Here is a 12,996-nt window from a genome sequence, read left to right as displayed (position 1 = left end):
GCCGATGCTGGATAGCCCTGTAATAACCGATGAACACGTGGAGGTCCTGCTTTCCGATCTTCTGGAGCATTATGGCTATGATTTTACCGGGTACTCAAGGGCATCTTTAAAACGCCGGATCTCGAGGCTTTATGCTTTGGATAAGGCATTGAGTTTTGCGGAGTTCAGGTACAAGGTTATTGATGACCAGGTTTATTTTAAAAGGTTTGTGGAGCAGATCACGGTAAATGTTACCGAAATGTTCAGGGACCCCTCCTTTTTCAGGACCTTAAGAGAAGAGGTTCTGCCAAAACTGGGAACCTATCCTTTTATCCGGATCTGGCTTGCCGGATGCTCTACCGGAGAAGAAGCCTATTCTATTTCTATCCTTTTAAAAGAGCTGAATCTGCTGCATAAATCGCTGATCTATGCCACAGACCTTAACCCGGCAGTACTGGAGAAAGCTGCCCAGGGAATGTTTGCGATGGGTCAGATGAAACAATATTCGGAAAATTATATCCTGGCAGGGGGGACGAAAGACTTTTCCAGCTATTATACTGCGAATTACTCCCTGGCAAAATTTGATGAAGAGCTGAAAAGCAAGCTGATCTTTTCTACCCATAACCTGGTTTCCGACCATTCTTTTAATGAGTTTCAGCTGATTTTATGCCGGAATGTGCTGATCTATTTTGACCGTGCCCTGCAGCATAACGTGCTCGATCTGTTCGACAGCAGTCTGGACGAGCTGGGTTACCTGGCGCTGGGCACCAAAGAAACAGTAGATTTTTCCAGGATTGCGAAAAGATACAAGCGTTTACCAGGTGAAAAAATATGGAGGAAATTAGGCTGATGAAAGGGGCAAAGGCATTGATCATAGGTGGCTCGGCCGGAAGCCTGGAGGTGCTGCTGAAGGTACTGCCCCAGGTAAGCCCGGATATCAGCTTTCCGATCATAATTGTAGTTCACCGCAAGCACGGCGCAGACTCGCTGCTGCCCTCTTTGCTCTCCTCAAGGACCAGCCTTAAGGTAAAAGAGGTTGATGAGAAGGAAAAAATACTGGCAGGTACAGTATACGTTGCGCCATCTGATTACCATTTGCTGATTGAGCAGGATCAGACTTTTTCACTGGATTATTCGGAAAAGATCAATTATTCCAGACCTTCGATTGACGCCACATTTCAGACTGCGGCAGAGGTTTATGGGCCAAAACTGGTTTGCCTGTTGCTTTCCGGTTCGAATGCCGACGGCGTAAATGGGCTGAAAACGGTAAAAGCCTGGGGCGGGACTGCGGCAATCCAGGACCCCGACACCGCCCAGGTAGCTTATATGCCTGCCCAGGCGAAACTTAATGTTGAAATAGATGCGATATTAAGCATTGAAGATATGGGAGAATTTATAAATTTGTTGTCCTAACCTTAAGATGATAAAGGACATGAACAAAAAGGTATTCGTATTTGATGACAATCCAGACATTTTAGAGCTGTGTACAATTATTTTACAGGATGCCGGGTATGACATCAAAACGTCCTCGACCTCTAATAATATTATCGACCAGGTGATGGCTTATACGCCTGATATCATATTTATGGACAACTGGCTGCCTGATGTAGGCGGGATAGATGCGACAAGGGAGCTGAAAGCGCACGACCTGCTAAAAAATATTCCCGTGATTTATTTTTCTGCCAACAATGATGTGAAGTCCCTGGCAGATCAGGCGGGGGCTGACGGGTATTTGTCCAAGCCCTTCGATATCGAAGAGCTTGAAGCAATTATCAGCAGACATCTGGCTGTTTAAACTATTTTACGCCCAGCACGTCTACGCCCTGTTCAAAAACAATATCTACGGGGATTCCTTTTTGGGTAAGTTTATCCAGATCGCCCTGTAACTCCGGAGAGATGACCGCCATTTCTTTCTGGGTTTTCTCTACTGCAGCTTTATCGCCATTGCCCTGCAGCGTCAGGATTACCCCGCTCAGTTTATTCATTGCTGTTTCAAACTTACTGAAATCTACTTTGTAGGTTCCATTACTGTTCCTGATGAAGGCACCGTTTTCCTTAAAGAAATTGAAACATTGCATGTTGGCTTTACCATGCGCACTCGCTGCCCCAAACCTTACAGAACGCAATATGCCGGCCATATAAGTGGTATAAAAAGCTTTAATATCACCTTCCAGTTCGCCTTTTTTAAGCAGGCCGGTAACCATGTATAGCCCTAACACATCCGCTTTGCCTTCTTCCAGCCATGAATATTGTTCCTGAAGGGCTTCTTTCACAAATCCTTTGCCGGTAACGGTTTTTTTGATGCCCAGTCCGTGTGCCACCTCATGGAACATCACATTGGCAAAAAAAGCATCGAAATTGATGTACTGCTGCTGGTCTTTGTCGATCAGTTCTTTGGCAATAGGCATCAGGATCTTATCGAATTTGGCTTTCATGGCGTTCTTTAACTGGGAGCGCCTGGTGCCTTTCTTTTGCTGGATGATCTCATCATTAGGCAGGTTCACGGCAATGGTTTTTGAGCCTGCATTGCAATCGCCCGCGTAATAAACCACGTCATAGGCATTCAGCTCTGAGTCTGTTCCCGGTTTTTCCTGTTTGTACCTGGCTTCTACCGGAAGACCCTGCTGCAGCTGTGGCAGCATGCTTACATATTTGGCCAGGCGTTTACTCCATACTTTATCTTTGATCAGGACATAAGACTCGAACGATGCACGGGCATTGAACAGCTTGTCTTCGTAATTTTCTATAGGACCTATGATGATATCCAGGGTATTGGTTTTCATGTCCAGCCAGGCGTAATCGCTAGGGCCGTAATTGTCTGTAACCAGTGCATCAGCCCTCAGGTTCAGGTATTTTTTTAGCCCGGCGTCTTCGGCAAGCAGGGCCGCTTGTTTAAGCAGGTTAGATGCTTTCTGAAGTTCGGCAGCATAAAGAATGTGATAAGGGACGGAGCTGAGCTTGCCGGTGCTGTCTTTTTTGATGACAGAGTAAAGACCGTATTTGTCTTTTACAGTTGATTTTTCCAGTTCATCTTTGGTCATCCCAACAGGATAAAATGTTGCTGCATCGGGTTTAGGGCCTATTCCGGCAACAAATGGTTTGTCCCCGTTCAGCCTGTCCCAGGGACCGTAGTTGATGTCAACAAATGCCCTTGTTTTTTCATCTTTAATGGTGGCCAACAGGCTGTCGCGCTGCGGGTAGGCCTGCTTCCAGAACAGGTCGTCCATGATTTTTGCCGCCTGGATCAGCAGCGGAAGTATTTTACGCTCGCTGGCGGTCAGGTCGTTCAGGTTGCTGGTTAATTTAACCTTTTCATAGATGGCCAGGCGTTCGTCTACATAACGCTGCAGGCTGTCGGTACTGCCTACCTTATTTTGAGTTTGATTGCTGTTGTTATTTTGTGAGTTGGTACAGGATAATGCCCCTGCTACAATTGAGCATCCGGCAACGAGCAGCGTGATTTTGTTCCGTTTCTTCATGGTAATGATTTACTTATTGTGGTAATTGCTGTATTAAGCGTGCAACGAAATTAGTAAAAAATAGTAATTTCACCATTTATAATCCTGCTATTATGAGATCATCCTATAAGTTTATCCGGCCTTGTTTTTATCTGCTTGTACTATTGATGTTTGGAGCCTGTTCTACAAGCAAATATGCGGTAACCAATAAAGTTTACAAGAAGCAGGCCGCGGGGTTCGCAGAGCTCATAAAGGCAGAGCCGCCCCTTAATCAGACCATCGATTCCTTACCCGCCCATGAGCTGCCATGGGTAGGCGCTGTAAATTTCGGAATCCGTAAGCCTAATTTTGTGATCCTTCACCATACGGCACAGGATTCTGCAGCGCAGACCTTAAAAACCTTTACCCTGGCCCGTACGCAGGTAAGCTCGCACTATGTAGTGGGCAGGGACGGAAAGGTATACCAGATGGTAAACGATTACCTGAGGGCCAATCATGCCGGTGCATCCAAATGGGGCAATGAAACTGACCTGAACTCCTCTTCTGTAGGCATAGAAATAGACAATAACGGGAAAGAGCCTTTCACTGAACCCCAGATCAAAAGCCTGATTACCGTATTGGGGGCTTTAAAGAAAAGGTATAATATTCCTGCAGCCAATTTTATTGGCCATGCCGATATTGCGCCCGGCCGTAAAAATGATCCGAAAAACTTTCCCTGGAAAAGACTATCCGAAAGCGGTTTCGGGCTTTGGTACGATAGTGTGCTGATGATGCCTCCGGATGATTTTGATGCTGTGGCTGCCTTAAGGATCATTGGTTACAATGTGACAAACCTGAAGGCGGCAATAGAGGCCTTTAAGATCCACTTTGTGCAGACAGACATCAGCCAGGAACTGACCCCGGCCGATAAGCTGATCCTGTTTAACCTGTATAAGAAGTATATGTAATAAAAAAAGGCGCTTTTAAAGCGCCTTTTTTTATTTATTCCCTTTTGCCCAGGCATCTTTTAAGGACACCGTACGGTTAAAGATCAGGTGATCTGCAGTGGAATCTTTATCCAGGCAGTAATAACCTTTTCTGATGAACTGGTAGCGGGCATCTTTATCGGCTGCAGCCAGGTAAGGTTCTATATATGCTGTTTTGATAACTTCCATACTGTTTGGGTTCAGGTAATCTTTAAAATCCCCTTCCTCCGCATCCGGCGATTCTACAGAAAACAGCCTGTCGTATAACCTGATCTCTGCGCTTTTGGCATGTTTGGTGCTCACCCAGTGGATGGTCCCTTTTACATTGATGCCACTGGTATCTTCCCCGCTTTTGGATTCGGGAATAAAGGTACAGCGGATTTCTGTAACATTGCCTTCTGCGTCTTTTACAAAATCCTCACACTTTACGATGTAGGCGTGTTTTAACCGCACCATGGCACCAGGCGCTAGCCTGAACCATTTTTTTGCAGGTTCTTCCATGAAGTCCTCACGTTCAATCCACAGCTCATTGCTGAATGGGATTTCACGTGTGCCGCCTTTATCTTCTGCTTCCGGGTTGTTCTCACCAGTCAGTAGCTCTTCCTTACCTTCAGGGTAGTTGGTGATGACCAGTTTAATAGGGTCCATCACGGCCATTACCCGGTTGGCGGTTTTATTGAGGTGTTCCCTTACACAGAATTCCAGCAGGCTCAGCTCAATCAGGTTTTCCCTTTTAGCGATGCCTATCCTGTCGCAGAACTCACGGATGCTTTCGGGGGTATAGCCCCTTCTGCGTAAGCCGCTGATGGTAGGCATCCGTGGGTCGTCCCAGCCGCTCACCACGCCCTCGTTAACCAGTTGCAACAGCTTGCGCTTGCTCATTACCGTATAAGACAGGTTTAAGCGGGCAAATTCATATTGTTTTGAAGGAAAGATCTCCAGCTTTTCGATGCACCAGTCGTACAGCTCGCGGTGCGAAACGTACTCCAGCGTACAAATGGAATGCGTAATGTGCTCTATGCTGTCGCTTTGTCCGTGTGCAAAGTCGTACATCGGATAGATACACCATTTATTTCCCGTACGGTGATGTTCCGCATGCTTTATGCGGTAAAGAATAGGGTCGCGCATGATCATATTGGGGCTGGCCATGTCAATTTTCGCCCTTAAGGTACAGGCCCCATCTTCCAGATCCCCGTTTTTCATGCTGGCAAACAGGCCCAGGTTTTCCTGTACGCTGCGGTTGCGGTATGGGCTGTCTTTTCCAGGCTCGGTAGGGCTGCCTTTCAGCGCGGCAATTTCATCGGCAGTGCTGTGGTCTACATAAGCCAGGCCTTTTTCTATGAGTTTAACCGCATAGTTGTACAGGGTGTCAAAATAATCTGAAGTGTACAGCTCATTTTTCCACTCAAAGCCCAGCCATTTGATGTCGGTTTGCTGGCTGTCTACATATTCGGTCTTTTCGGTTACCGGATTGGTATCGTCGAATCGCAGGTTGGTATAACCACCGTATTTTTGGGTCAGGCCAAAATTCAGACAAATGGCCTTGGCATGCCCAATGTGTAAATATCCGTTGGGTTCCGGTGGAAAACGGGTCACCAGGGCTTCGTATTTTCCGCTATTTAAATCGTTCTCAATGATCTCTTCAATAAAGTTCAATGATCTTTCCTCACTCATATAAACTGTAAATTTAGTGGTCAAAGTTAACATAAAAGCGCTAATTTACTTACATTTACCGCCGACTTATTAGCATAAATTATGAGCAACGCATTAAACAGGCCCATCCGGGTTTTAGTGGCCAAAGTAGGATTGGACGGGCATGACAGGGGCGCAAAGGTAATCGCAACTTCTTTAAGGGATGCAGGCATGGAGGTAATTTATACCGGCTTGCGCCAGACCCCGGAGATGGTTGTCAATACTGCTTTACAGGAAGATGTGGATGCCATAGGTATCTCTATTTTATCGGGCGCCCATATGACGGTATTCCCGAAGATCGTTGAGCTGATGAAGCAGAAAAAGGTGACAGACGTTTTGCTTACCGGCGGCGGGATCATCCCGGAAGCGGACATGAAAAAACTGAAGGGTATTGGCGTTGGCGAATTGTTTGCTCCCGGAACAACCATGGAGAGCATTGTGAACTATATTGAGAACTGGGTTGCTGAAAACAGAAATTTTTAGAGCATGACTTATCAGAATATTTTATCGGAAGTAAAGGATCAGATCCTGTACCTTACCATCAACCGTGAGCAGAAACTAAATGCATTAAATAAGGCAACATTGGCCGAGCTGGCCGATGCGGTTGCATTTGCCGGGCAAAGCGATGCCGTACGTGGCGTACTGTTAACCGGTGCGGGCGAAAAGGCTTTTGTTGCCGGGGCTGATATCTCTGAATTTTCTGGCTACAATGCTGAGCAGGGCGAGGCCCTGGCCAGAAATGGGCAGGACAATGTTTTTAATGCCATTGAAAACTGCCCTAAGCCGGTTGTTGCTGCCATTAATGGTTTTGCCCTGGGCGGAGGGCTGGAGCTGGCCATGGCCTGTCATATCCGCATTGCTGCTGACAATGCCAAACTGGGCTTGCCAGAAACCTCACTGGGGCTGATCCCCGGTTATGGCGGAACGCAGCGCCTTAGCCTGCTGGTGGGCCGGGGCAGGGCTTTGGAGATGATCGCCACAGCAGATATGATTTCGGCAGAACGGGCAGAAAAGATGGGCCTGGTAAACACAGTGGTGCCTCAGGCAGAACTGATTGCAGCAGCCGAAAATATATTGAATAAAATTAAATTGCGGGCACCGCTGGCAGTTGCCGCTGCAATAAAAGCTGTCAATGCTGCATTTGCTTCTGAGGTAAATGGCTTCGATGTGGAAATCCAGGAATTTGGAAAGTGCTTTAATACCCAGGATTTTAAAGAGGGGACAACCGCATTTTTAGAAAAAAGAAAGCCTGCTTTTTCCAATAAATAAATTTTTAATACTTTTTGTTGTGTAAAAAGTGTAGAGAAAATTTCCCATATCAAAAAAACTATCCTATATTTATCTCTATGTTATCTAAAAAATACATATGAGAAAAATATTAATTGTTGATGATGAAATAAATATTGGGATACTATTGTCTAAGTTTTTAACGCGAAATTCCTTTAGTGTATCAACAGCGACAAGTGGTGTTTCAGCGATGGAATATCTGGCCAAAGAATATTACGACCTTGTTTTATGTGATTACCGCCTGGAAGATACAGACGGCAAGGAGATGTTGATCAAGATCAAAGAGAAGTATCCGCGGACAGGTGTGATCATCATTACCGGTTATTCTGACATCAAGCTGGCGGTTGAGCTGATTAAGCTGGGTGCCTACGATTATATTACCAAGCCGCTGTATCCGGATGAGATTCTGAATACAATTAATAAATCTATAGAAACACAAATTGCTTTGAACGATGCGTCCTTACCAGAGGTTTCGGAAACGCCAAAACAGCGTGTGCAAAAGCAGATCTATAACCATACAGATAATTTTGTGGCGGGGCAGAGCAATGCTTCGAAGCAGCTCTTAAAACAGATCCAGCTGGTAGCACCCACCGCTTACAGTGTAATTTTAACCGGCGAGAGTGGTACCGGTAAAGAGTCTGTAGCCAAGGCTATCCACCTGAACAGTCCCAGAAAAGACGCTCCTTTTGTGGCTATGGACTGTGGTTCTTTAACCAAGGAGCTGGCAGGAAGTGAATTTTTTGGCCATGAAAAAGGATCATTTACCGGGGCGCTGTATACCAAAATAGGCCATTTTGAAATGGCTAATGGTGGTACCCTTTTCCTGGACGAAGTTGGAAACCTTTCCTACGACATCCAGGCGGCTTTGCTGAGAACGGTGCAGGAGCGGAAAATAAAACGCATTGGAAGCACCAAGGAAATAGATCTGGATGTGCGCATTATTGTGGCTACCAATGAAAACCTGGGCAATGCCATTCAAAAAGGAAAGTTCAGGGAAGATTTGTACCACCGTTTCAACGAATTTTCCATAGATCTTCCGCCACTTAGCCAGCGCGGGCGGGATATCCTGATTTTTGCAAATACTTTTCTGGAAGTTGCCAACCAGGAGCTTGGCCGGAACGTACAAGGCTTCTCGCAGGAAGTAGAGGATTGCTTTTTAACCTATAACTGGCCGGGCAATGTAAGGGAGCTGAAAAATGTGATCAGAAGGGCTACCCTGCTTACCGAAACACAGGAGATCCAGCTAAAAGCACTGCCACTGGAGATTTCTACCTATGCAAGGGCAAACGCCATTGAAACCACCATGTCGCGTAGCGAGCGGCCAAGGGATTTAAAGAATGCCGCGCTTGAAGCTGAATATGAAGCTATCTTGAAAGTTTTGAGGGAGGTTAATTTTAACAAGACCAAGGCGGCAAAGATCCTGAACATAGACAGGAAAACACTGTACAATAAAATGAGGGCGATAAACCTGGAAAAATAGCCGTTTTAGATGTCGATATTTACCTATAAGCAGCGCAATAATATCAACCTGGTTATTATTATAGCTTTGGGGTGTTTAATTGCATACTCTTTACACGGTATTTTCGGCTCTATTTTAGGTACATTGGTGCTGTATACTATTTTACGGCCTGCCTTTATGTACCTGGCTGAAGAAAAGGGACTAAACAAGAGTTTTTCTGCCGTATTGCTGCTCGCGGTTTCGGTTGTGGTACTAATCCTTCCTTTTTATGCCCTGAGCGCCATGGTGATCGAAAAGATTGCGGAGCTCCAAAATGACCCGATCTATTTTAAGAACCTGCTTTTTAAACTGAAGCACCTGGTCCCTGTAGCGGATGATGTACAGAAACTGGTAGAGGATGGCCTTAAGAAAGCGGGTAGCTGGGCCACAGAACTGTTCCCTTCATTGATCTCGGGAGCTTTTAACATTGTCCTGGGCTTGCTGCTGATGTACTTTTTACTGTACTTTATGCTGGTAGAAAGGGAGCGGTTTGAGGCCGCACTAATCAAATATGCACCTTTCAGGATGCAGAATGCGCAGCGTTTTGCTGAAGAAATGCGCAATACTACCTATGCCAATGTTTTAGGACAGGGCTTTATAGCGATTGTCCAGGGCTCATTGCTTAGTTTGTGTTTTTATGTGCTTGGCTATAGCGACCCGCTGTTCTGGGGGGTAATAACCACTTTTATTTCCTTTGTACCGGTACTTGGACCGCCGGTAATTTTCGTTCCGGCGGCATTGATACAAATGGCCAACGGAAATAATTTCGCGGCCTGGGGCATGCTTATATTCGGTTTTGTGGTGATTATCAATATCGACAATGTGCTGCGGTTTATCATTGCAAAAAAAGTTGGGAACATCCATCCTATCATTACGGTAATTGGCGTAGTTATTGGTATACCCTTATTCGGTATACTGGGACTTGTTTTTGGCCCGTTGCTGCTGTCATATTTTATTCTGTTGATTAAAATATACGAAACGAGTGCCATGGCCTCCGAAAGATTGGAAAGAATTAAAACAATTTCTGAACAGGGGGAGTTATAATAATGGCGTTCAGGAGAATTAATGTATCGTTAACTATAAAATTGAAATGTTATGAATGATAATTCAAAAGTGTTGGTTGGATTGTTGGTAGGCTTAGCTGCCGGCGCCGCATTAGGCTTGTTATTTGCGCCTGAAAAAGGAAGTGAAACCCGGGACAGACTGAGCCAGTCGTTAAAAGATCTTGGAGATTCTATTAAAGATAAAGCTGCCGACGAGATCAATAACCTGAGCAACCTGAAAGATAAAGTGGTAAGCTCTGTAAAGAACAAACTTCGTCAATCGGAAAATGAATTTGTGGATGACGATCTGGAACATGCGTAAAAAAAGCTAAAAACCATTGACAATGCAGGAAAACAAAGAAAAGGGTATTGAGGATCTTTTTGAGGATGCCAAAAGTTATGTAGATACACGGGTAGAATATACCCGGCTGTACCTGGTAGAAAAGATCTCGAAAATATTTGCAGATGTAGTAACCAATGCTGCAGTTGTGATCTGCTTCATTCTGGCCTTCCTGTTCGGAACGTTTACACTCGCCCTTTTTCTGTCGGATGTGCTTGGAAGTTATGCGCGGGGTTTTGGCTGTGTCGCAGGGATATATGTACTGCTGGCGCTTATTGTATACTATACAAAGGAGAAGTACATCGAAAAAGCGATAATCAACTTTACAATCAGAAACTATTTTAACAAACTGGCAGATAAGGATGAAGAAGATGAACAGAAGGTATAATATCAATAATTTAGAGGAACTTCATGCCATGGTGGCCAGCTTAAAGGCGGAACATAAGCAAAAGGGAGAACTATTGTTAAAGGATACGCGGGTGTACTTTCATCAGTTTACTTTGGGCGGCCTGATTAAAAAATATGCGAGTTCTTCTGCATTGCTTAAGATAGATGATAAGCTCAACATCAGCAGCAGTTTAATGTCTATGGTCCTGCCTTTTATTATGAATACAACTTTGTTTAAAGGTTCAGGCTTTTTAACCAAAACACTGGTGGGGCTGGCCTCCAATAAAGTCGGAAAAAGTCTGGATGCAGAGCATATTTCAGCCATATTTAATTCTGTAAAATCATGGTTTACCGGCTCGAAGAAGAAAAAAGAAAAAGAACCACAGTATGTGGATTATGGCATTCCTCCAGATAGCGAGACCTATTGATAAGAAAAGGGCTTCATGTTTACATGAAGCCCTTTTTTATGGATTGAGTACCTTAAAGTGTAGATTTTATCTTTAATTCATCCAGCTGTTTGCTGTCTATGGTAGAAGGGCTGTCTATCATTACATCCCTTCCCGAATTGTTTTTAGGGAAGGCAATCACGTCGCGGATGCTGTCTAAGCCTGCAAAAATAGAGCACAGCCTGTCAAACCCGAAGGCAATACCACCATGAGGAGGGGCACCAAACTCAAAGGCATCCATCAGGAAGCCGAATTGTTTTTGTGCTTCTTCTGCGGAAAAGCCCAGATGTTTGAACATGAGCGCCTGCAGGGCCCTGTCGTGAATACGGATAGAGCCTCCGCCTACTTCAGTTCCATTGATGACCATATCGTATGCATTTGCCCTTACTTCGCCGGGTTTTGTGTCCAACAAGGCAATGTCTTCCGGTTTTGGAGAGGTAAAAGGGTGGTGCATAGCATGGTAACGTTCGGTTTCTTCATCCCATTCCAGTAAGGGGAAGTCCAGTACCCAAAGGGCGCTGAAGGTATTTTTATCGCGCAGGCCCAGGCGGTTTCCCATTTCCAGGCGCAGTTCGCTCAGTTGCTTGCGGACTTTATCTGTACTGCCGGCCATGATCAGCAGCAAATCACCCGGTTGGGTGTTAAATGCAGCAGACCATCCTTTTAAGGATTCTTCGTCATAAAACTTATCTACCGAAGACTTCAATGAGCCATCTTCATTGTGGCGCATGTAGATCAAGCCTGTAGCACCAATCTGCGGACGTTTAATGAAGTCGGTCAGTTCATCCACCTGTTTTCGGGTATAGTTTGCGCAGCCTTTGGCATTGATACCAATAATGAGTTCAGCATTGTCGAATACAGGAAAATCCTTGCCTTTTACCAGGCTGTTCAGTTCCACAAACTGCATCTCAAAACGGGTATCCGGTTTATCTGAGCCATATAGGCGCATGGCGTCAGCATACTGCATTCTTGGCACTTCTGGCAGGTCTATGCCTTTAATTTCCTTAAATAAGGTGCGGATCAGGCCTTCAAAAGTGTTCAGGATATCCTCCTGTTCAATGAAAGACATTTCGCAGTCGATCTGTGTAAATTCAGGTTGTCTGTCGGCCCTTAAATCCTCATCCCTGAAACATTTTACAATCTGGAAATAGCGGTCGAACCCTGAAACCATTAACAGTTGTTTAAAAGTCTGAGGCGATTGAGGTAATGCATAGAACTCACCTGCGTTCATCCTGCTCGGTACCACAAAGTCCCTTGCGCCTTCCGGGGTTGATTTGATGAGCACAGGGGTTTCCACTTCAATGAAGTCCAGTCCATCCAGGTAACGCCTTACCGCCTGTGCAATTTTATGACGGATAATCATGTTGTTGCGCACCGGGTTGCGGCGCAGGTCCAGGTAACGGTATTTCATCCGAAGGTCGTCTCCGCCATCGGTTTCATCATCTATTAAAAACGGGGGCAGCTTGGCTGCGTTCAATACTTCCAGGGCAGTAATCTTTATTTCCACTTCACCTGTAGGCATTTTAAGGTTTTTATTAGAGCGCTCTACTACCTGTCCGCTTGCTTTGATTACAAATTCGCGGCCCAGGTTACGGGCAGCTTCGCACAATTCGCGGTTGTCGTCCATATTAAAAACCAACTGGGTTATGCCGTACCGGTCGCGGATGTCTATAAAAGTCATTCCGCCTAAATCTCTCGATTTCTGTACCCAGCCACATAAGATTACATTTTCGCCTAGGTTTTTAAGGGTTAAAGCTCCGCAAGTAGTTGTTCTTAACATTATATAAAGAATTAAGCGGCAAAAATATTCATTTTGAACCACATATTTCAACCACAGACAATTTTACTTTCGTACTTTAAAAAAAATATAACGGATATGCAACGTTTTGAATAGTGGCTTG

At 45.1% G+C, this 12,996-nt stretch carries 14 protein-coding genes; 11 read left to right on the top strand and 3 right to left on the bottom strand.

What is annotated here, in order from left to right; translation table 11 throughout:
- The first annotated feature begins 4 nt into the window (after positions 1-4).
- Genes ABIE26_RS15140 through ABIE26_RS15130 form a run of 3 tightly spaced genes read left to right on the top strand, consistent with a single transcriptional unit; the run spans position 5 to position 1,774 of the window.
- Entirely contained in the window at positions 5-829 is an 825-nt protein-coding gene (locus ABIE26_RS15140; RefSeq protein ID WP_310141712.1) for a CheR family methyltransferase, read from the top strand.
- Complete coding sequence (locus ABIE26_RS15135) at positions 811-1,392, top strand: chemotaxis protein CheB (RefSeq protein WP_310141713.1); 582 nt, start codon at positions 811-813, stop codon at positions 1,390-1,392. The genes ABIE26_RS15140 and ABIE26_RS15135 overlap by 19 nt, the downstream gene beginning before the upstream one ends.
- 19 nt (positions 1,393-1,411) lie before the next feature.
- Positions 1,412-1,774, top strand: coding sequence for a response regulator (locus tag ABIE26_RS15130; RefSeq protein WP_310141716.1), 363 nt, complete (start codon positions 1,412-1,414; stop codon positions 1,772-1,774).
- A 1-nt stretch (position 1,775) separates the two neighbouring features.
- On the opposite strand, the gene ABIE26_RS15125 is transcribed toward ABIE26_RS15130, so the two are convergent.
- Complete coding sequence (locus ABIE26_RS15125) at positions 1,776-3,458, bottom strand: dipeptidyl-peptidase 3 family protein (protein ID WP_310141719.1); 1,683 nt, start codon at positions 3,456-3,458, stop codon at positions 1,776-1,778.
- A 92-nt stretch (positions 3,459-3,550) separates the two neighbouring features.
- Here ABIE26_RS15125 and ABIE26_RS15120 point away from each other — a divergent pair, with 92 nt between their 5' ends.
- Positions 3,551-4,384, top strand: a complete 834-nt coding sequence (locus ABIE26_RS15120) for an N-acetylmuramoyl-L-alanine amidase (protein WP_310141720.1) — start codon at positions 3,551-3,553, stop codon at positions 4,382-4,384.
- Between the two features lie 30 nt (positions 4,385-4,414).
- On the opposite strand, the gene ABIE26_RS15115 is transcribed toward ABIE26_RS15120, so the two are convergent.
- Positions 4,415-6,076 (bottom strand): glutamine--tRNA ligase/YqeY domain fusion protein, encoded by a 1,662-nt coding sequence (locus tag ABIE26_RS15115; protein WP_310141722.1) that lies wholly within the window; start codon positions 6,074-6,076, stop codon positions 4,415-4,417.
- 81 nt (positions 6,077-6,157) lie between these two features.
- On the opposite strand from ABIE26_RS15115, the gene ABIE26_RS15110 reads away from it, so the two are divergent.
- The 7 genes from ABIE26_RS15110 (at position 6,158) to ABIE26_RS15080 (ending at position 11,077) form a co-directional block, all read left to right on the top strand.
- Entirely contained in the window at positions 6,158-6,577 is a 420-nt protein-coding gene (locus ABIE26_RS15110) for a cobalamin B12-binding domain-containing protein (RefSeq protein ID WP_310141724.1), read from the top strand.
- Between the two features lie 3 nt (positions 6,578-6,580).
- A complete protein-coding gene (locus tag ABIE26_RS15105; protein WP_310141727.1) occupies positions 6,581-7,363 on the top strand; it encodes an enoyl-CoA hydratase/isomerase family protein in 783 nt (260 codons plus the stop codon).
- A gap of 97 nt (positions 7,364-7,460) precedes the next feature.
- A complete protein-coding gene (locus ABIE26_RS15100) occupies positions 7,461-8,861 on the top strand; it encodes a sigma-54-dependent transcriptional regulator (protein WP_310141728.1) in 1,401 nt (466 codons plus the stop codon).
- A 9-nt stretch (positions 8,862-8,870) separates the two neighbouring features.
- The gene (locus ABIE26_RS15095) at positions 8,871-9,923 is read left to right on the top strand and encodes an AI-2E family transporter (RefSeq protein WP_310141729.1); all 1,053 of its coding nucleotides are present in this window, start codon (positions 8,871-8,873) and stop codon (positions 9,921-9,923) included.
- 51 nt (positions 9,924-9,974) lie between these two features.
- Positions 9,975-10,244, top strand: a complete 270-nt coding sequence (locus ABIE26_RS15090; protein ID WP_084238225.1) for a YtxH domain-containing protein — start codon at positions 9,975-9,977, stop codon at positions 10,242-10,244.
- Positions 10,245-10,266: 22 nt separating this feature from the next.
- Positions 10,267-10,650: a phage holin family protein gene (locus ABIE26_RS15085; RefSeq protein ID WP_084238224.1), complete on the top strand. Its 384-nt coding sequence runs from the start codon at positions 10,267-10,269 to the stop codon at positions 10,648-10,650.
- On the top strand, positions 10,625-11,077 hold the full coding sequence (locus ABIE26_RS15080) for a hypothetical protein (protein WP_310141734.1): 453 nt from the start codon (positions 10,625-10,627) through the stop codon (positions 11,075-11,077). The genes ABIE26_RS15085 and ABIE26_RS15080 overlap by 26 nt, the downstream gene beginning before the upstream one ends.
- A gap of 52 nt (positions 11,078-11,129) precedes the next feature.
- Here the strand turns inward: ABIE26_RS15080 and aspS are convergent, their stop codons facing one another.
- A complete protein-coding gene (aspS, locus tag ABIE26_RS15075) occupies positions 11,130-12,875 on the bottom strand; it encodes an aspartate--tRNA ligase (RefSeq protein WP_310141738.1) in 1,746 nt (581 codons plus the stop codon).
- Positions 12,876-12,996 lie beyond the last annotated feature (121 nt).

The sequence above is a fragment of the Pedobacter africanus genome, from assembly GCF_040548825.1.
GTDB classification, from domain to species: domain Bacteria; phylum Bacteroidota; class Bacteroidia; order Sphingobacteriales; family Sphingobacteriaceae; genus Pedobacter; species Pedobacter africanus_A.
This window is presented reverse-complemented; position numbering and strand designations above follow the sequence as displayed.